Source organism: Photobacterium kasasachensis, from assembly GCF_050336885.1.
GTDB classification, from domain to species: Bacteria; Pseudomonadota; Gammaproteobacteria; order Enterobacterales; family Vibrionaceae; genus Photobacterium; species Photobacterium kasasachensis.
Map to the genome: position 1 here is coordinate 130,126 of NZ_JAKJSH010000013.1, position 18,169 is coordinate 148,294.

The window sequence follows — 18,169 nt, forward strand, 5'->3', positions numbered from 1 at the left end:
TCGAAATCTCGGCATACTAGCCATGAGAAAATTGCATGGCTTGAGTGATGAATAATCGTATCCCAACAATGAAAGAACTACAGTCCTTTTTAGTAACGGCTCAGCAGCTCAACTTCACTGCTGCCGCCCAGATCCTGAATATCACCCAAGGTGCCGTCAGTCGCCAAATCATTAGCCTTGAAGAGCGATTAAAAGTACGGCTATTCAACCGACATGCACGTGGCCTGACCCTGACAAGCAAAGGTCAGGAATTCCTGCCGCTGGTTGAAAATGCGATGAGTCATATCCACCGTGCGGTTGAGCAAGTCTCTAGCGACAAACGGCAAATCAAACTGAAAGCGCCTAGCTGTATCACATCCTGGTTACTACCTAAGCTTATGTCATTTCAGCAAGCCTATCCTGATGTTGACGTCGAGTTAACCTCTGCCATCAAGCACAACGTAAATTTCGCCTCAGAATCTTTTGATGCTGCGATTTGTTATGGTAAGCGGCCAAAACAGAGCGACCTCAACGCCACCCTGTTGTTTGAGGAATCCCTCTCTCCGATGTGTTCACCCGCGTTACTAACCGACAATACCCGAACTCTCGAAGCCGCTGAGATGACAAGCTATACCTGGCTCCATGCAACGCCTCAGAAGAGTGACTGGAAATTATGGCTGGCTCATTGCGGTGTTGCATCCGCAACCAGTGAACAAGACCAACACTTTGCTACATTGGATTTAGCCGTAAGTGCTGCGATACAAGGCTTTGGGATAGCGGTAGGAGATATTATTCTGACCAAACAGGACCTTGATTCGGGCCGACTGATCCGGCCAAACCCGATAGCTGTCAACTCGGGGAATGGCTATTACCTGGTCAGGCCGACGAACATTAAAAACCCGTCACTGGATTTGCTCTTTGAGTGGATAATAGATTGAAAAGAAAGAACATGGTGAATGCAGAAAAAGCTCTCACTTTCTCTGCTTTAATTAACAACTAGCGATACGCCGGATCAATTACGCCTTTATTGGCTCACAGAAACTGACATCAGCAACTCGGGTCTCCGGATTATAGCTGTGATACAGTTCAAAGCATGGCCTGTCGTCCACTTCCAATCCGGAAGCTACGATTTGTTCCATCAGGCTCTCCCAAAACGTACCGTATTGACTTTGCTCCGTCACCGTCTCACGAATCGATGCATAGCTGCCTGCAGGCACTTTCTTCACTTCAATTCCCTGGCTGCCATCTGTTCCTTCCGGCACTGTCAGGCAGATATCGGTACGACATTTATCTGCCGGCGTGGCTTCCGGATTGTCATGGTAAATAAATATGCATTGACCATCTTGTAACCCTTTTGCACCCGCCCATTGATACAATTTACCTAAAGCGGGTTCATAATTTTCACCATAGGGCCCGGTAACACGCACATACGCTAAACAACGCTCTTCAAACAATTCAGTTTTCATGTTCTCACTCCTTTGTGGTTGATATCCATCACTATAATCATCAGAGCGAGAGCTTTCGTGTCCAGACTTGCGAAGGGTGTGTCCAATCTTGCTATTTCTCAACAGCGCTGAATATTCTTCAAGCGTTGTGCAATTTCGGATCTTAGTTGGGGTAACACCAAAATAGAGCCGAAATGCTTTAGCCAGACTTTGCGAACTGGAAAAACCATGATCGAGAGCGACTTCGATCACACTAGACTTCTTGAAAAACAACTGTTGAGCGGCATTTTGCAACTTCAAGCGTTTGATATGATTGGCTAACGTTTCCCCCGTCACGGCTTTAAAGATCCGATGAAAGTGATGAGGAGAAAGGTTTGCCATTGCAGCAACTTGCTGGAGGTTCACTGATTCGGCGTAATGTTGTTCCAGGTAGCGGATAACTGGTGTTAACCGTTGTAAATAATCCATCTCACTCAGCTCTTTATCTTGTATTGCCAAACGACATCATAGTCATCGCATCTTAAAACACCGCAGCCCAAAATCAACTCCACACCTTTAAAGTTGCACATTACAAGGTAAGAAAATGGGAAACGACTAAGCTTATAGAGTGTTAAACACTGCACAAACAACACTAAGGTTGGACTATGCTCGATTGGCTAAAAAACATCTTTTCTCCCAGACAAGATACAGCTGATGACAATCTGGTAGAGAAACAAACAGATGAACAAGAATTACGCGACAGTAACAAGCAGGAGAATATTGCCCGAGGTTCCTCTTCAGAGGATGAAACCGATCAGTAAGGTGACGCCGTCACGTATCGACAGGTAAGCCTAGGTATAAAAGTCTAAGCCATGAGAGTCGAGTCGGCCAAAAAAGAGTGCGCTCAACAGAACCTACTCGACTCCCATGCAGACAACATATTCACCATTAAATTCGAACACTTTCATCACACCGCCTCTTCCGAGAATGACTCCAACCATGCTTTCGGTGATTGCCCCGTTTTCTTCCTGAATGCCCGGGCAAAGCCGGAAGTGTTGCTATAACCAACCTCCTCGGCTACACGGCTGATTGCCATCCCTCGTTTCAGCAAGCTTTGCGCTATGCTGATTTTCCAACCCAGAATGTAATCTCCTGGTGGCACGCCCAACACTTTGCGAAAGGAATCTATAAATGTAGTACGAGACATAGCCGCCAAATGGGCCAGTTCCGAAATAGATTCTGATGAACCGGGGTTTTGGTGAATAGCCAACAACACCGGCGCAAGTTTAGGGTGGCTCATTCCGGCCAGCATCCCTTGTTTAACGACCCCTTGTGAGACCAGCTCGCGCATTAGCATCACGACCAATACTTCGGTTAACCTGTCCATCACCAATGTTCGCCCATTCTTGCAGCTGTGTACCTCTTCAAACAAGCTACTCACTACCCCGGTTAACCCCGGACAACGAGCCAACGGCAGTAATACCATTTCCGGTAACGTATTTGCGATAGGATTATGCTTCCCTGCCCCATAGCTGATTTCAGCGCAAACCACTTCAGCTCGGTCGTTTTGGTCAGCTAACAAACGGTGAGGGATGGGTTGCGGGAACAGTAGCAAGCTAGGTTCAGTTAACTGAATTTTCTCACCGCCGTTTTTAACGACAGTGAGCTTGCCTTCCTTAAGCAGGTGTAAATGGCCAACGGCATCTTGGGCTTGCTCAAACTGCGAGACCCCGCATAACTGCCCCGAATAAAACACGCCCGCTGAAACAGAAAACCGGTTCAGCACCTCTGACAATGGATCCATGGCCATCTCCGTACGATCGGTATTGAAAACCGAATTATAGTATCTCAAAAGTTCGAACTTTGGGTATAGATTATAGTTACTGTCAATCGGTAATTCGAAAACGGAGATTCACCATGAACATGTTCATTAAATTTCTGCGCCTCATCGCGGTAACCTCGGCCCTGAGTATTTCCACTATGGTATTCAGCGCTGATATCGACGTAAGCGCAGATAGTAACGATGTTGCAATTAAAGGATACGATCCTGTTGCCTATTTCACCGAGAGCAAGGCGGTAAAAGGCGACCAAGCGTTCACTGCTACCTATAAGAATGCCATCTTCCAATTCAGCAGCGCAGGCAACCGCGATGCCTTCAAGGCTGATCCCGAGAAATACGCACCGCAATACGGCGGTTACTGTGCTTTTGGTGTGGCGATGGGCAAAAAGTTTGAAACCGATCCGAATGCATGGAAAGTGGTTGATAACAAGCTATATCTGAACTTGGATAAGAGTGTTCAGAAGCGTTGGCTGGAAGATGTGCCGGGCTATATCAACACTGCCGATACAAACTGGGGCACTATTAAGACTGTTGAAGCGGATAAACTGTAACAATCAAAGCTCTTTCAACATCCAGTATTTACAGCTCTAATTGAACCGAAACACTGCAACTGAAGCTCTGGCGCTTCGCCGAAGCTTTAGTTGCAGCATTCAGAAACACCTAAAGCTAATGATTATGAATTTGGCCATCATTTCTCAATTAATCAACAAGTTACACAACCATTGAATTGTAAACTCTAATAGCTAAAGGTAGCAAGATAATAAAAAAACATACCAATAAGATTTAAAAAGATAAAAATCGGAGAAGCATCAAAGAACAACTCATAAATGGCTTTATCGATAAAGTCAGTTAATTTTTCAGCTTCATGTTCTGCTGGATTTTTAATTGAATAGTAAATCTTAATCGATGATCCTTTCGGGTACTTTTCAACTAAGCTTTTACCTCCGTCTCCATATCTCCTTATTTTTCTTGGAATATGGTATTTACCACTATATGATTTGCCATCCACGATATATGTGTATGTAATGAGAGCTTCTTTTTTTAAGTTTCCATCCTCTGCAAACATGCCATATTCTGACCAGTTAACCCTCCCATTTACAGTATGCTCTTCACTATATGCTCCGTAAATTTTACGACAAGCACGTATATAAATGTAAAGTGTGAAGAACCCAGCAACGACTGTATATATCGCACCAAATGAGCTAATAAAATACTCTTCATAAAATGTCATATTTATCAGGTTTCTTCTTTTGTATTAAAACATCACTCATGAATACACATAAATGCCTCAATGGAATATTCTACATCACTAGATTAATTACTCTATAACCATCTAATACAACTGTTAAAGCAATCGATTAATACACTCTTCTAACATTAGTTCACTCCATTTTGGGCATAAACTCTATCTCTCTAATTGGTTCTTATCTGGCAAGACGTTAAGCACTGCTTGCTCGATAATGCTTTTCAGGTGCGTGCGAAGCGGGTCGAGTGTTGCCCTCTCATGAAACAGGAGGCTCACTGTTTGAGGCGGTATATAAGGGGCAGGTTGCGTCATCACATCATACTGTTTAAAGAAATCATCGCGTGTATCAGCAACAAACATCAGGCGTTCGGTATCACTTAACGCCATTGTCGCAAATTCCATGGAAGACGAAGAAAAGCAGATAGAACGTTCTTTTTGATGTTTGTTTGCCAAATAATCAAGCCAACGTTCAACGCCTTCATGGGTATTAATGACTACGTGCGGATAATCAAAGATATTTTTTTCGTCCAGAGGCGTTCGCGCTGAGGAGTGCGTCGTCGCCATCACAACCTGATATTTAACTGTAACTAACGGTATTGTCGTTACCTGCGACAGATTGTCTGGGGCAAAGCCGATAGCAAAATCAAGTCTGGACTCTCTTAACATTTCAGGAACCTGGTCACTCCAATCTAAAACATCAAGACGAACTTTAGGTAATTGCGTTTTTACGCGAGAAAGCAACGCTTGAATAAAATTACGCGAACCATTTCGATGACAAGCGATGCGCAATGTCCCGGTTGCTGTTTGCGCGTCGAACTGGGATTGAAAAAGCAAACTATCCAATGACTGTAATTGTGCTGCTAAAGTCGGTTGTATCTGCGATGCATAAGGAGAAGGCTCCAATCCACGACCAGAGCGAATCAGTAGCGGATCATCAAGAGCATCACGTAATTTTCCAAGCTGGTAACTGACTGTACTTTGCTGTAAATCCAGCAGCTCAGCAGTTCGAGATACATTCTTGGTTTCGATGAGCACTACCAGTGTACGCAGCATTTTTAGATCCAACGTTGCTAGCTGATGGAAGGAAACATGCACTTCATTCTTCTCCAAATCTCTCAACCGTAATAACGGAAACCATCATACTATCAAATTTTTCGATACCAAATATTTAGCATATCATGTTGTTCGATTTCACGACACATAGATAATGAAGCCAATTAGACAAAGAGGGTTTCATCATGAAAAGAACACTGATTAGTCTCGCTTTATCAACGTTTTTTATTTCAACAATGGCAAAGGCAGATTTAGTAGGAGAACACTTCACCGCTAAATTGGATGTCCCCTACGCTAAGGGACTGGTGACAGTAGATGGCAAAGTTACCGAGCGTGCTCTGCTAATGGACGTGGTGCAGCCAACAACGCCGAAAGCTGAGCAAAATCCCGTTGTAGTTATGGCGTTTGGGGGCAATTTCATTCGTGGAGGCCGTGACGATATATATTCAGTCGAAGGTGCGCAGACAACGACAATGAGAGACTACTGTAAGCTGTTTGCGAAAGAGGGTTACACCTGCGTAGCTATCGATTATCGCTTATCGTTGGAAGAGCCTGTTCCGTCAAACATCGGCTACTCGGACAACCAGCTGATTGAAGAAGAACTTCGCATGAAGGCACTTCATGATCGTCACAATATGATACGAGAAGGCAGAGGACTAACGCCCCTACCCGATGATACTGAAATCGTTCGCAACGCCATTATTGCAGCGGCAGAAGACATGTATCGCGCAGTGGACCATTTGCAAGAAAATGCACAACAGTACGGTATTGACCCAGATCGGATAGCCGTTGGCGGCTTCTCTGCCGGAGCTATGACCAGCTTTAATGTCGCCTATGGTATGAAGGCACCAGTTAAAGCGGTTCTTGCTAACTCGGGGATGGCGCTGGGGTTTGATGTAGAACTGGCATCCCAAGCAAATGAGAGCATGCCTCCGGCACTGCTACATATGGGACAATATGATTTGGCGCCACTCGTCTCGAACGTACAACAAGCGCTACCTCACTATGAGCAGATCGGGATGGACGTGGATATGGCATGGGTACCAGGTTTCGGTCATTTTTATCCGGCAAGTGCGATAACATTAGGTGCTGATGTCGCTCGTGAGCCGCTTCTAGAAAGAATGATCACTTTTCTGGATGCTAACTTGTAGAAGTACTCTCATAGAACTCTTTTTTAGGATTGAGAGTTCTGAAGCGCAAGTTGGCCGGTTGTCAGCTCTCGCCACGAAGTAACGCTAGAGCTGACATATTACTTTGCGATGATACCTACTGTTCGAACTTCATCTTAAGCACTCGATGACTGAACAAATGATTGATCTGCGAGTTGTCAAAAACAGAAACACCGAAATAATAGGTTTTTGAAAGATCAGAAAACTGCACATCTTGCTCGTTAACCATCTCACCGACTGTTACATGCTTGCGCTTAAACTCCAGCATCCACTTGCCGTCTTTCCACACTCCGCTCGCACTGATATCACCACGGGAGCCGGTAAATGGATTCACGATAATAGAGGCCAGTCGATGGCCCGGCTTGAAGGTATCATAAAATAAAACCTGATCGTCAGGGACGACCGCATAGCTGTCAATCTCATTCCACATCCGTGTTCCCATAGCCGGTGCCAACTGATCATCGGTTATATTATCTTTGTATCCACCACCAGTTTGATGATCACTTTTTCGTCCCCAGTTTTTGTTCACAACAGGGTCGATGGTCGAGTCAACATACTGGTCATCAAATTGCCCTGTCAGCCCAGTACGGACAGCCTTCCAGTGCCACATATCAATCGTTTCCCCTTGCCTTGGGGTAAACTTCCTTCCTGCCGATCTCTGCTGGACATCCGCCACTACACCTCCCGCATCTGCCATATGGCAGGCAATATCACACCCTTTCTTTTCAAAGTCTCTGGTATTGATATTCCAGTAGATACTTGCCTTATCCTCGTAGTAGGTATTCTCATGTCCCGTCTTATCCGGATTCATTAAGCGCTTCCAGGTATTGTCCTGCTGCTTTTCCCATGGATAACGAGCAAGACTTTTTGTCGGGTCATCCCACTGCACAAAAAAATAAACAAAATCATCATCATAAAGTGACTGAATTGAGTAGTTCGTTTCACGCATACCTTTGTAATCAACCGGTTCATAAGGGAGGTTATCCAAGACCAGCGTCAGAGGCGCGGCTTTTAGCCATGTACTTTCTGCTACACCATCCAATTCGATAGGCTGATCAGTTTTATAGCTAATTAAGGTATTAGCAGCGAAAGATGAAAATGTTGTCAACAGACCGATAGTGACGACTAAAGGTTTTGCTGTACCACCGAGATGTGTGCTCATTGTTGTTCTCCATCCGCGTATGCACCAACTACTCAATAACTTTAGTGCACATCAAGTGTTTCAGCAGAAAAACAAGCATTAACGGAACCTGGTAATATTTCATATCGGCAAGCTTTGATTTATATCAATCCACTCACGACTTTCATCGGTAAAAGCAGCAGAGTTGACTACACTAATACTGCATCTCAATATGACTTATAGGAGGCAGTTATGAGCTTGATACCACGTGATTCATGGTTCGATTTCAATCAAATGTTTGATCATGCCTTTCCTACCCTAAGGCATAAATTTGATGTGGAGTCATTTTCACCACGAATTGACATCGTCGAGAAGGAAGACAGCTTTGAAATCACTGCCGATTTACCCGGCGTGCGCAAAGAAGATATCTCAGTTCAAATCAACAGCGGAAATCTTACTATCGAAGCAACAACATCAAGGGATGAAGAGCAGAAAGAAGGTGATAAGGTAATTCGCAAAGAGCGGTACGAAGGCAAGTTGATGCGAAGCTTCTACCTTGGCCACAACCTCCAACATGAAACCGTTAGTGCTTCATTCAAAGATGGTGTACTGAAAGTGGAAGTGCCCAAAATTGAACCTACTCATCCAACCAGCGCAAGAGTTGAAGTTAAATAATCCTCACCCTAAATAAGTTACACTGTTACTTTGGCCGATTAGTTAATCGGCCTTCTTTTTGGTACTAAGCATTTCAAACTTATAATATTTCGAAGGCTACGGTATCATGAACACATACAATATATGAACCCTATGAAATCATAGCCATGGCTAAAGCAAAACCTGTTGTCAGCATTGAAACTTACGGTATTCACACTACCTGGGATGCCGAGTCTAAACACCTACCCAAAATCAAAACCTTCACCACAGATGTTCCTGCGGAAATAGATATCGAGTTTGGTTTCACCGTCAATATCAAAAAGGCCCGTGGCGAAAAAATCCGCTACTGTATCTACCACCCGAATATTACCGATGACTCCGGCGAAGTAATGGATCCGTTTGATGGTGAACTCCATGTTCGCACCAATGACTGGGACTTCTACCTTGGCGATACCATTTGGGAGCCCATCGCAAACAAGATTGGCAACTGGCGAATGACCATCGAAATGCGCGGCAAAGTCATCGCAGAGAAGACCTTTAATGTCTATGCCCGTGACGAAGCGGAGTTCTGGAAACGACGTGGATTTTAAACGACGTTCGATACCACTGCGTGCACAAAAAGTGGAGTTTGACTCTAAAAGCTAGAATGTAACACACCTTCTTCAAGCACATATTTTCGTGAACCATATCATGAATTGATTCATTCATGATGGATCATCACAACTGAGAGTGAAATTATACTCCACAACAAAACAACATATGGAGTTACACTCTCATGACAGGTTCTACACTCTTTGCTGCTGCGCAAAAGTTCGGAAAGTCTTTTATGCTTCCGATTGCTGTGCTTCCGGCTGCAGGCTTGCTACTTGGTATAGGCGGGGCACTTTCAAACCCAAACACCTTAGTCGCGTACCCATTTTTAGATGTTGCTGCATTACAGGCAATATTCACCATCATGACGGCTGCAGGTGCTATCGTATTCGGTAATTTACCCGTACTCTTTGCAGTGGGTGTCGCCGTTGGTTTGGCACGAAGCGATAAAGGAACAGCCGGACTTGCCGCTTTGCTGGCTTACTTGGTGATGAACGCAACTATTGGTTCTATGCTATCGCTCCAAGGGAGCCTGGCAACCAGTAACTTAGGTGCCGTTGGCCAAGGCATGATTCTCGGTATTCAAACACTAGATACCGGTGTGTTTGGTGGTGTGATTGTAGGTATCATGGCCAGCTTTCTGCACTCAAGATATAACAGTATCGAGCTACCTAAATTCCTCGGCTTCTTTGGCGGCTCGCGTTTTGTGCCTATCGTTTCGGCCTTCTCAGCAATTATTCTAGGTGCCGTTATGTACCTGATATGGCCGAAAATCCAGGCTGGCATTTTTGGCATGGGTGGATTAATTGAAACAACCGGTTATATAGGCACCCTACTATACGGCTTTATTCTTCGGATGCTGGGCTTGTTTGGTCTTCACCATATCTTCTATCTTCCATTCTGGACAACAGCCCTGGGCGGTACGGAAGTCGTGAACGGTGTGATGGTCGAAGGTACGCAACGAATTTTCTTTGCCCAGCTAGCTGACCCATCAGTTCAGCAATACTTCATCGGCACATCTCGCTTCATGTCAGGACGCTTTATCACCATGATGTTCGGACTGATGGGCGCGGCACTTGCTATCTACCACTGTGCCAAGCCGGAACATAAGGCAAGAGTCAGTGGCCTAATGCTATCAGCAGCTTTGACATCATTTCTTACTGGCATCACGGAGCCTCTGGAGTTTTCCTTCTTATTCGTCGCCCCAGTGCTGTACTTAATCCATGCGGTATTTGATGGTTTCGCCTTCATGTTCGCTCACATGTTTGAAATCACTATCGGTCAAACTTTCTCAGGCGGCTTCATCGACTTCATTCTGTTCGGTGTATTACAAGGTCAGGCCAAAACAAACTGGATGGCAGTACCCGTTATTGGTTGTGCATGGTTCTTCCTTTACTACTTCTCTTTCCGTTTTGTTATCACCAAGTTCAACCTGAAAACCTTGGGTCGAGAAGATGAATCACAAGCTGAGGTGGCCAATATTACGGGCACAGAACGAGCCATTGAGATTGTTAAACACTTGGGCACGGCCACAAACATCAAAGATGTTGATTGCTGCGCAACACGATTACGACTGACATTGGACGACGCCACAAAGGTTGATGAGAACGGTCTAAAAACAACGGGAGCCATCGCGGTTGTTGTGAAAGGAAATGGTGTACAAGTGATTTACGGCCCGCATGTCACTATCGTCAAAAATGAACTAGAAGAGTACTTGAGCCTGTAACTTGCTATTAATGAGAAAGAATTAAAAATAAACACTCTCCCCCTAAGAACAAAGGCCATCGGTTAAGATGGCCTTTTTTGAATGCTATTTTGCTTAATCAGAGGCTTTTCCAAGCTTTTGTGCTCGGCTTGCTCGACGCAGGCACTCTGCGACTTTCGTTAGTATCGGTTCTTCTATCATTGGGGAATGAATCATCTGGATATTAAGTACTAAATTACTCGTTAAGATACCTGATGGTATCTCTTGAACTTTGTCCGCATCAAACATTGACTCTGGCAGAAGCGACACGGCAAACCCTGAATGAACAGCCGTAACAATATTTGCTAAAATCGGGCTTATAAATACCTGCTTATATGGAATGCCAGCATTGTTTAATCCACGGATACACATGTCACTAACAATACAGTTATCATCATAAATAGCGACAGGCAGTTCTGTCATTCCCTCCAGATTGACGCTCGAAGATGCTGACCATATCAAACGTTCACTCCATAGCAATAGCCCATCAGGATATTCAGCCTCTCCTGAGACGATGGCAATATCTAACTCTCCGGTACCCAGCATCTTCCGTAAGTTCCGGCTTCTGTCGCAGACGATTTGCGCTTCAAGATTAGGGATTTCCCGACTCAATACGGGCATGAAGCTATTCAGAAAATCTGGGGCATAGTCTGTCGGCACACCGAAGTTAAACTGCCCGTAGAGATCCCGCTCGTTCAATGCGGAAAAGGTGGCACTATTTAGCTTGAGAAACTGTTCACTATAGCCAAATAAGGTTTTACCCGCCGCCGTAAGTTGTATGCCCCGGTTGCTGCGCTCCATCAATGTGCAACCCACTACCTCTTCAAGCTTTTTCATCTGCATACTTACTGCAGCCTGAGATCGAAAAATAGATTCAGCGGCTTTCTTTAGTTCACCGGTCTTTGCCACCATGTTGAAGGTGTGCAAGAGCTCAAGATCAAGCAGTAGCTCCTTCCTAAACTTTCTATCCACTTCCGTCATACTGTTCTTCACAATCTATGGCTTAATCTTTAATTAAGAAAAACTAAATTGAAGATTAATTATTATTAGCTTGGTTGAAGTATACGCCTTTTTTATAGTTGCTGATATCAACGACAAAAACGAGCAATTTTACTATGGGCAAACTACCGAAAAAGATGTCTGGCGTGCTACTGGTTGGCCACGGCGGATTGGAAAAGCTGGCGTATCGTACTGACCTACCTGTACCCACAATCGAAAAAGATGAAGTGCTGATAAAAGTAGGTGCCAGTGCAGTGAACAATACTGATATAAACACCCGCATTGGCTGGTATTCAAAGCAAGTGACAGAGCAAACCAATGCAGGCGCACACGATGGATTTAGGACAATTAATGACAATGATGCCAGTTGGTCTGGTGTACCCATTAGGTTCCCCTTGATACAGGGTGCAGACTGTTGCGGAGAGATCATTGCTGTCGGTGAGCAAGTCAGCTCAAATCGAATTGGCGAACGGGTACTAGTTCGTTCTATGCAAGAGAAAGCGGTATCCAAGGACGACTTCTCTTGCATAACTTTTGGCTCCGAATGCCATGGAGGTTTTGCGCAATACACTAAGGTACTCGCAACTGAAGCATTCCCAGTTCGAAGTTCGCTTAGCGATGCTGAACTGGCTTCGTTTCCATGCGCCTACTCAACAGCCGAAAATATGATCGAACGCGCCAATATTAAGGCCAATGATACTGTCCTCATTACTGGCGCATCCGGTGGTGTTGGCTCTGCTGCCGTACAATTGGTCAAAAGGCGCAATGCGAAAGCCATTGCTATTTGTAGTGAAAATAAACGCGAACAATTAATGCAGCTCGGCGCTGATGAAGTCATCCCGCGAGGGGAAAATCTGCTGGATTCTTTGGGGCGAAACTCAGTCGATGTTGTTCTGGATCTTGTTGCCGGAAAACAGTGGCCAGAGCTGCCCGAACTGCTCCGAAAAGGCGGTCGATACAGTGTTGCCGGCGCCATCGCCGGTCCTATCGTCGATCTCGATGTCAGAACATTGTATCTAAAAGATTTAAGCTTTTTTGGCTGTACCTATCAACCTCGGTCAGTATTCGAAAATCTGATTCGGTATATAGAACAAGGTGAACTTAAGCCATTAATTGCCAAGCAATATTTACTTCAAGACATTGCCATCGCACAGCAAGATTTTATGGCTAAGAAGTTTGTCGGAAAACTCGTTTTGCTGCCGCCTCAATAACTACCCGCTCTCCACAATATATGGCTTTTCGAAAGTGACACCTTCTGATAGCAAGGTGTCACCTTTTGCCAGTGCGTGGCACGATTGGATTGCTTAAGCTGTACTCATCAACCCAATACAGCGAGAGATGATGATGACGACTTCAAACACAGCACTTATTACTGGCGCATCAGGTGGGATAGGTTTAGAGCTTGCGCGTATTCACGCACAAAAAGGCGGCGATCTGGTATTGGTTGCACGCTCGGAGGACAAGCTCTTAACGCTAAAGAGTGAACTGGAAGCCCAGTATAAGATCCATGTTACGGTTATAGCCGAAGATCTCTCTCTGCCAGAATCCGCTCAGCGTATCTTCGAACAAACCGAAGCCTTGGGTCTGCAAATTGACACCTTGATTAACAATGCCGGGTTTGGTGGGCATGGTTTATTTCATGAGCGTGAGCTGGAAGCTGACCAGGCAATGATGCAAGTAAACATGGTGTCATTGACCAACCTGACACACTATTACCTCAAGGGCATGGTGGCGCGGAACAATGGCCGTATTCTCAATGTCTCGTCAACAGCGTCCTTTATTCCAGGCCCTTTGCAGGCAGTCTACTATGCAACTAAAGCGTATGTGACTTCATTTACTCAGGCAATAGCTGAAGAAGTTCGCGAATATAACGTAACCGCGACTGCTTTATGTCCAGGAGCTGTTGCAACCGATTTTGTCGCAGCAGGCAACCTAGATGGCGTCGATATCTGGAAAAAAGCTAAATCTTCAGCCTCTGTCGCCGAATGCGGCTACAAAGCCATGGAACAAGGTAAACTGGTCGCTTTCAATGAAGGTAAACTCCGTTTGATGCTAGACTGGATCATTCCATTTTTGCCAAGAAAAGTGATATTGAAAACCTCACGTCAGGCAATGGAAAAAGCTTAGTAACTAACTATGGGTGAAAGTGTACTATGAAAAGGGCAAGTAAATTCGTCATTTCTCCTACCTGGAAACTATTACTCAGTGATATGGAGATAGACGTCAACATGGTGTTGGCGCATGCAAGGCTGCCTGCCGACCTGTTCAACCGTGAGCACGCCACCCTTTCACCCATGGAATATTTTCGAATTTGGGAAGCTATTGATAAAACAGCGGGAAATCGGCAACTCCCGCTCCTTCTGGCTAAACATATGACAGTCGAGTCGTTCGACGCGCCAATTTTTGCCTCAATTTGCAGCGCCAATCTAAATACGGCGCTGGCTCGTTTGAGCAAGTTCAAGCCTTTAATTGGCCCAATGGTATTAGATATTCACCAATCTGATAGCGAAACTGCACTAACAATCTCCTGCTATGGCCATCAGGGCCAACTACCCAGCTCGCTAAGCCTGACGGAACTTGTATTTTTCACACAACTCTCTCGCCTGGCCACCCGCGAGTTAATTCGCCCTATTGAGATAACACTTCCAGAGCTACCTCAGAATATAGAAGACTACGAGGCTTATTTTGGTTGCAAGATGAAAGTCGGCAACAAGGTTTCAATGCGCTTTAACGCTGATGATGCCAACAGACCGTTTATGACCCAGAATGCCGCGATGTGGGATTTCTTTGAGGCCAAACTGAATCAAAAGCTGGCGGATCTTGACTCGGCCGCCAATACTGTTGACCGCGTTCGCGCCGTTCTTCTCGAGGCGCTGCCGAGCGGAGAAAGTAGTATTGAATATGTTGCCGAAAAGCTGGCGATGAGCAAGCGAACGTTACAGCGAAAACTGACTGCTGAAGCGGAAACCTACCAATCTGTACTACAATCCGTTCGCGCCGAACTTGCCGATCACTACCTGGAAAAATCGTCTATGTCCCTAGGAGAAATCTCATTTCTTCTCGGGTTCAATGAATCTAATTCATTTATCCGCGCATACAGTTCCTGGAAAGGCATCTCACCCGGCAACTACAGGGAAATGTGTCATTAATGAAAACTATCACAACCCCATAGCAACAAAGCCCCGAATAGCTTGGGGCTTCATGTTGTCTGATCCTGTCAGAACTAATATACCTAATTAATAAACTGATCAGGCGTCCGGGTTAGCCGCTTTCGAAGAAACCCCTTTAGGCGTTAACATCGATTCCATCTGCTGTGTTTGCTCACCTATCAGGCGTTCAGACAATGCATTAACCTCTTCCAACGTTAACGTAGACAAGATTTTATCAGGATGAATAACGGCTAGTGGATCAGCGTCAAACAGCACGTAACTGCTGAGCATTCGCGCTTGCTCCTGCGGGTTAGTCAGCCCCGGCGTCAGCGCGGTTGCCAATTGTGATTTCGCCACTGCAAACTCTTTCGCAGTGAAGCCTTCTCTCGCCTTTTCCAGTACTTGTCTAGTGCTTGCACGCACTGCATCGAGTTTATCGGGTGCAGCGTTTACTCCAAACATCACCAATACCTCACCGCTACCATCTGACCAAAGCAGTTGAGCTGACGGGTCATAACCTAACCCATGGGCATTGCGTAACTCATCACGATAACGCTTGTTCAGTAGTCGGTTAAGCAAATCCGCCGTAAACCTATCTTTGGTTGTTTTCGTCTTACCTTGAGAGAACAAATGAACTTGATAGGTTAACGTATTGTCTACCGCCTCCTCGACTTGCTTAGATGCTGTCGATACCTTTGGATTGGTTCGATAATCCGTAATGACAGGGGCAATATCAGATGAGCCCGACTCAGCCTCAAAAGAAATACCCGCCACATAGCGTCTAAGCAGTCTGTTGAAATCACTGACTTCAATATCGGCACTGACAACCAAGGTAAAATTCCGTTTCTTCCGCATCAAGGTATCAACAACTGCCTGCACCTGATCCGATGACACTTGCTGGATATCCTCCCCAGTCGGTAATTGCAATGTACTGTCAGCAGGATAAAGCGTTCCAACTACCTGACTGACATAGCTGCCAAGTGGAGAAGATAACCAGTTCCCCTGATCAATGACACTCTCTTGCTGGACAGCAGAAAAATACTGCTCGTCGACTTTGGCACCCGTCATCGCCTGATACAACACCGAGAGAGCAAATGGTAACTCCTGTTTGGCCGTCTCACTGTATAAACCATGAGAGGTTTCCCACAATACTGACTCAACATAGGTGTTGTGGCGAACAAGCAACTTCTCAAGTTTTGAGGCAGAAACACCTGCCAAACCACTGCGTGCAAGTACCGGAGGGGCTAATGTACTCGCATAACGTAATTCAGATGGCAATGCCGCCATCCCCCCGGATGACATTAAGTATACATAGGCTCTGTCACCAGCTTCAGGCATCTGGCGTAACCAAACGTCAATGCCATTTTCCAGTGTCCAACGATGGGTTGTTGGCTCTAACTCCTCATAGAAAGTAATTTCGCCGCCCTTCTCAGGCATCGGAATATCCATCGCTGAAGAAGCCATTATCAGCGCCTTGCCTTTTGCTGAGAACTGCTTTGTAAACTCAGAAGATGTCGCTTCGGCTTTACTTACACCGTCTTCCCTTGTAACCACAAATACTGGCTTATTACTTGATTCACTAAGGTACGACTTGATTGCTTTGTTCAGTTTCGCTTGATCCAGTTGGTTTACAAATTGTTGTAACTGGCTACGAACCGCTTCCTTCGACTGTTGTGTCTTGCCCAAAATGAGTGCATTAAGGCGATCTTCAGAGTAGTCAACCGCTCGTTTGTTCAACCATTGTGTATCCAGGCCGTTAATCTCATTCAGAAATGAGTCTTTAACAGACTCAAACTCAAAGGTACCGACACCGTGGTCACGCAAGCTGGCTAGTTCTTCAGCAAAGAATTGTTGCGCTATCAACCGATCAGACTCGGCAAAATCAGCACCTATCGCCCCTATATAACGATCAATCACAAGGGTGGGAAAGCTATATGAGCCAAGCAATGGCGACTGCGTTTCAATATGTCGATCATTCAATCGACGACTGATAGCCCGAAGCACAGCATCCTCGAGAAGCATTGTCTGGTATTGCAGATCTGTCGTTACACGACTGTCACCCAATTCGATAAGAAGGCTCATTCCGGCTTGCTGGCCAGCGGCCCCTGTGAGATATAGGGGTTCCGATGTCAGGCTCGCGATCCCTTCATCACCAGACTCAATAGCGGCGTTTTCAGTATCAACACCTTCACCTTCCCCCACACTAACAATGTTTGCTTTGTTGAAATATCGAGCAATCATCGGCTCCAGACGCTGGTTATCAATATCGCCGGTAATAATCAGCTCAGTGTTCTGAGGCCGGTAATGAGCCAGGTAAAACGCCTGCAAGCCATCGCGGCTTATGTTCTTAACGCTGTCTTGAGTCCCGAGTACATCAATGCCTTCATAGCGACTGCCTTGCAGCAAGGCTTCAAAGGCCTTTAGCTCAGCTGGCTTGTCACCACGTTGCCTTAGTCGAAATTCGCCTAATACCGCGCCTTTTTCATTTTCAATAAGCGCAGGATCCAACGTCAGCTTTCCAGTGGCGATGTCGCTCAACCAGACAATGGCATCTTCCATACGTTTGTTATTAGGAAGATCGATTTGATAGCTCGTGACATCATGAGAGGTAAATGCGTTCAGATCATCGCCAAACGTCACACCGGCACCAACGAACAAAGATTCAACTTTTCCGGCATCAAAGCCATCACTGCCCAGAAAAGCCATATGTTCAAGGAAGTGCGCATACCCTGCCTGCTCAGCGGTTTCATCCACAGCGCCCGCATGAACCAATAAACGAAATGAAACAGCTTCTCCGCTAACTGACCTTAAATGGTACTTCAGCCCATTATCCAACTGACCTTGCTGCCACTGGCTATCCTCCACCAGCGGTTGCGAATCCGGCACTTGATTACAAGCCATCAGCAATAGTGAGGCAGCTATAGCCCCACAACATCTAACTAGCCTTTTTCCATCCATACAATAAGACTCAACCCATACTCAACTAGTTAATTATCATACACTTGTATATAAGTGGCACAAATGATTATTTTTGATACGAATTAACAGATTAAGCTGAATTCACAATATGGAAAAAACGACTCCTTCGGAAGGAGCCGTTTTAACTCAGATAGTCTATAACGCCCGGTAGTTGTTTGTTTTTATACTCTGGAGTAGGTCAATGCCATGAGAGAACCTTAGTCATGTACAGCGAAGGTATAT

At 45.4% G+C, this 18,169-nt stretch carries 17 protein-coding genes; 10 read left to right on the plus strand and 7 right to left on the minus strand.

Annotation, left to right across the window (positions count from 1 at the left end):
* The first annotated feature begins 47 nt into the window (after positions 1 to 47).
* Positions 48 to 917: a LysR substrate-binding domain-containing protein gene (locus L4D19_RS18650; protein WP_428453722.1), complete on the plus strand. Its 870-nt coding sequence runs from the start codon at positions 48 to 50 to the stop codon at positions 915 to 917.
* 78 nt (positions 918 to 995) lie between these two features.
* Here the strand turns inward: L4D19_RS18650 and L4D19_RS18655 are convergent, their stop codons facing one another.
* Positions 996 to 1,892, minus strand: coding sequence for an AraC family transcriptional regulator (locus L4D19_RS18655; RefSeq protein WP_428453723.1), 897 nt, complete (start codon positions 1,890 to 1,892; stop codon positions 996 to 998).
* Positions 1,893 to 2,068: 176 nt separating this feature from the next.
* Between L4D19_RS18655 and L4D19_RS18660 the strand changes: the two genes are divergently transcribed.
* The gene (locus tag L4D19_RS18660; RefSeq protein ID WP_175577600.1) at positions 2,069 to 2,224 is read left to right on the plus strand and encodes a hypothetical protein; all 156 of its coding nucleotides are present in this window, start codon (positions 2,069 to 2,071) and stop codon (positions 2,222 to 2,224) included.
* A gap of 146 nt (positions 2,225 to 2,370) precedes the next feature.
* On the opposite strand, the gene L4D19_RS18665 is transcribed toward L4D19_RS18660, so the two are convergent.
* On the minus strand, positions 2,371 to 3,207 hold the full coding sequence (locus tag L4D19_RS18665; protein ID WP_428453724.1) for an AraC family transcriptional regulator: 837 nt from the start codon (positions 3,205 to 3,207) through the stop codon (positions 2,371 to 2,373).
* A 176-nt stretch (positions 3,208 to 3,383) separates the two neighbouring features.
* Between L4D19_RS18665 and L4D19_RS18670 the strand changes: the two genes are divergently transcribed.
* On the plus strand, positions 3,384 to 3,794 hold the full coding sequence (locus L4D19_RS18670) for a YHS domain-containing (seleno)protein (RefSeq protein ID WP_428453804.1): 411 nt from the start codon (positions 3,384 to 3,386) through the stop codon (positions 3,792 to 3,794).
* A 185-nt stretch (positions 3,795 to 3,979) separates the two neighbouring features.
* On the opposite strand, the gene L4D19_RS18675 is transcribed toward L4D19_RS18670, so the two are convergent.
* Both L4D19_RS18675 and L4D19_RS18680 read right to left on the minus strand, forming a co-directional pair.
* Positions 3,980 to 4,474, minus strand: coding sequence for a DUF3592 domain-containing protein (locus L4D19_RS18675; RefSeq protein ID WP_428453725.1), 495 nt, complete (start codon positions 4,472 to 4,474; stop codon positions 3,980 to 3,982).
* Positions 4,475 to 4,648: 174 nt separating this feature from the next.
* Positions 4,649 to 5,599: a LysR family transcriptional regulator gene (locus L4D19_RS18680; protein WP_428453726.1), complete on the minus strand. Its 951-nt coding sequence runs from the start codon at positions 5,597 to 5,599 to the stop codon at positions 4,649 to 4,651.
* Positions 5,600 to 5,778: 179 nt separating this feature from the next.
* On the opposite strand from L4D19_RS18680, the gene L4D19_RS18685 reads away from it, so the two are divergent.
* On the plus strand, positions 5,779 to 6,693 hold the full coding sequence (locus tag L4D19_RS18685) for an alpha/beta hydrolase (RefSeq protein ID WP_428453727.1): 915 nt from the start codon (positions 5,779 to 5,781) through the stop codon (positions 6,691 to 6,693).
* Between the two features lie 115 nt (positions 6,694 to 6,808).
* Here the strand turns inward: L4D19_RS18685 and L4D19_RS18690 are convergent, their stop codons facing one another.
* On the minus strand, positions 6,809 to 7,873 hold the full coding sequence (locus L4D19_RS18690; protein ID WP_428453728.1) for an ethylbenzene dehydrogenase-related protein: 1,065 nt from the start codon (positions 7,871 to 7,873) through the stop codon (positions 6,809 to 6,811).
* A gap of 210 nt (positions 7,874 to 8,083) precedes the next feature.
* On the opposite strand from L4D19_RS18690, the gene L4D19_RS18695 reads away from it, so the two are divergent.
* From L4D19_RS18695 to L4D19_RS18705, 3 genes are all read left to right on the plus strand, one after another.
* Positions 8,084 to 8,506: an Hsp20/alpha crystallin family protein gene (locus L4D19_RS18695; protein WP_428453729.1), complete on the plus strand. Its 423-nt coding sequence runs from the start codon at positions 8,084 to 8,086 to the stop codon at positions 8,504 to 8,506.
* A gap of 146 nt (positions 8,507 to 8,652) precedes the next feature.
* Entirely contained in the window at positions 8,653 to 9,075 is a 423-nt protein-coding gene (locus tag L4D19_RS18700; protein ID WP_428453730.1) for a DUF3859 domain-containing protein, read from the plus strand.
* 185 nt (positions 9,076 to 9,260) lie between these two features.
* Entirely contained in the window at positions 9,261 to 10,802 is a 1,542-nt protein-coding gene (locus L4D19_RS18705) for a PTS transporter subunit EIIC (RefSeq protein ID WP_428453731.1), read from the plus strand.
* A 93-nt stretch (positions 10,803 to 10,895) separates the two neighbouring features.
* On the opposite strand, the gene L4D19_RS18710 is transcribed toward L4D19_RS18705, so the two are convergent.
* Positions 10,896 to 11,801 (minus strand): LysR family transcriptional regulator, encoded by a 906-nt coding sequence (locus tag L4D19_RS18710; protein ID WP_428453732.1) that lies wholly within the window; start codon positions 11,799 to 11,801, stop codon positions 10,896 to 10,898.
* A 134-nt stretch (positions 11,802 to 11,935) separates the two neighbouring features.
* Between L4D19_RS18710 and L4D19_RS18715 the strand changes: the two genes are divergently transcribed.
* The 3 genes from L4D19_RS18715 (at position 11,936) to L4D19_RS18725 (ending at position 14,968) form a co-directional block, all read left to right on the plus strand.
* Positions 11,936 to 13,030, plus strand: coding sequence for an alcohol dehydrogenase family protein (locus L4D19_RS18715; RefSeq protein ID WP_428453733.1), 1,095 nt, complete (start codon positions 11,936 to 11,938; stop codon positions 13,028 to 13,030).
* 133 nt (positions 13,031 to 13,163) lie between these two features.
* The gene (locus L4D19_RS18720) at positions 13,164 to 13,946 is read left to right on the plus strand and encodes an SDR family NAD(P)-dependent oxidoreductase (RefSeq protein ID WP_428453734.1); all 783 of its coding nucleotides are present in this window, start codon (positions 13,164 to 13,166) and stop codon (positions 13,944 to 13,946) included.
* A gap of 26 nt (positions 13,947 to 13,972) precedes the next feature.
* Positions 13,973 to 14,968, plus strand: coding sequence for an AraC family transcriptional regulator (locus L4D19_RS18725; protein WP_428453735.1), 996 nt, complete (start codon positions 13,973 to 13,975; stop codon positions 14,966 to 14,968).
* Positions 14,969 to 15,067: 99 nt separating this feature from the next.
* On the opposite strand, the gene L4D19_RS18730 is transcribed toward L4D19_RS18725, so the two are convergent.
* On the minus strand, positions 15,068 to 17,854 hold the full coding sequence (locus L4D19_RS18730) for a M16 family metallopeptidase (RefSeq protein WP_428453736.1): 2,787 nt from the start codon (positions 17,852 to 17,854) through the stop codon (positions 15,068 to 15,070).
* Between the last annotated feature and the right edge of the window lie 315 nt (positions 17,855 to 18,169).

What these genes read in the sequence shown, in the direction of transcription:
- L4D19_RS18650 (WP_428453722.1), top strand. Translation starts at nt 48, where the DNA reads ATGAATAATCGTATCCCAACAATGAAAGAACTACAGTCCTTTTTAGTA.
- L4D19_RS18655 (WP_428453723.1), bottom strand. Translation starts at nt 1,892, where the DNA reads ATGGATTATTTACAACGGTTAACACCAGTTATCCGCTACCTGGAACAA.
- L4D19_RS18660 (WP_175577600.1), top strand. Translation starts at nt 2,069, where the DNA reads ATGCTCGATTGGCTAAAAAACATCTTTTCTCCCAGACAAGATACAGCT.
- L4D19_RS18665 (WP_428453724.1), bottom strand. Translation starts at nt 3,207, where the DNA reads ATGGATCCATTGTCAGAGGTGCTGAACCGGTTTTCTGTTTCAGCGGGC.
- L4D19_RS18670 (WP_428453804.1), top strand. Translation starts at nt 3,384, where the DNA reads ATGGTATTCAGCGCTGATATCGACGTAAGCGCAGATAGTAACGATGTT.
- L4D19_RS18675 (WP_428453725.1), bottom strand. Translation starts at nt 4,474, where the DNA reads ATGACATTTTATGAAGAGTATTTTATTAGCTCATTTGGTGCGATATAT.
- L4D19_RS18685 (WP_428453727.1), top strand. Translation starts at nt 5,779, where the DNA reads ATGGCAAAGGCAGATTTAGTAGGAGAACACTTCACCGCTAAATTGGAT.
- L4D19_RS18690 (WP_428453728.1), bottom strand. Translation starts at nt 7,873, where the DNA reads ATGAGCACACATCTCGGTGGTACAGCAAAACCTTTAGTCGTCACTATC.
- L4D19_RS18695 (WP_428453729.1), top strand. Translation starts at nt 8,084, where the DNA reads ATGAGCTTGATACCACGTGATTCATGGTTCGATTTCAATCAAATGTTT.
- L4D19_RS18700 (WP_428453730.1), top strand. Translation starts at nt 8,653, where the DNA reads ATGGCTAAAGCAAAACCTGTTGTCAGCATTGAAACTTACGGTATTCAC.
- L4D19_RS18705 (WP_428453731.1), top strand. Translation starts at nt 9,261, where the DNA reads ATGACAGGTTCTACACTCTTTGCTGCTGCGCAAAAGTTCGGAAAGTCT.
- L4D19_RS18710 (WP_428453732.1), bottom strand. Translation starts at nt 11,801, where the DNA reads ATGACGGAAGTGGATAGAAAGTTTAGGAAGGAGCTACTGCTTGATCTT.
- L4D19_RS18715 (WP_428453733.1), top strand. Translation starts at nt 11,936, where the DNA reads ATGGGCAAACTACCGAAAAAGATGTCTGGCGTGCTACTGGTTGGCCAC.
- L4D19_RS18720 (WP_428453734.1), top strand. Translation starts at nt 13,164, where the DNA reads ATGACGACTTCAAACACAGCACTTATTACTGGCGCATCAGGTGGGATA.
- L4D19_RS18725 (WP_428453735.1), top strand. Translation starts at nt 13,973, where the DNA reads ATGAAAAGGGCAAGTAAATTCGTCATTTCTCCTACCTGGAAACTATTA.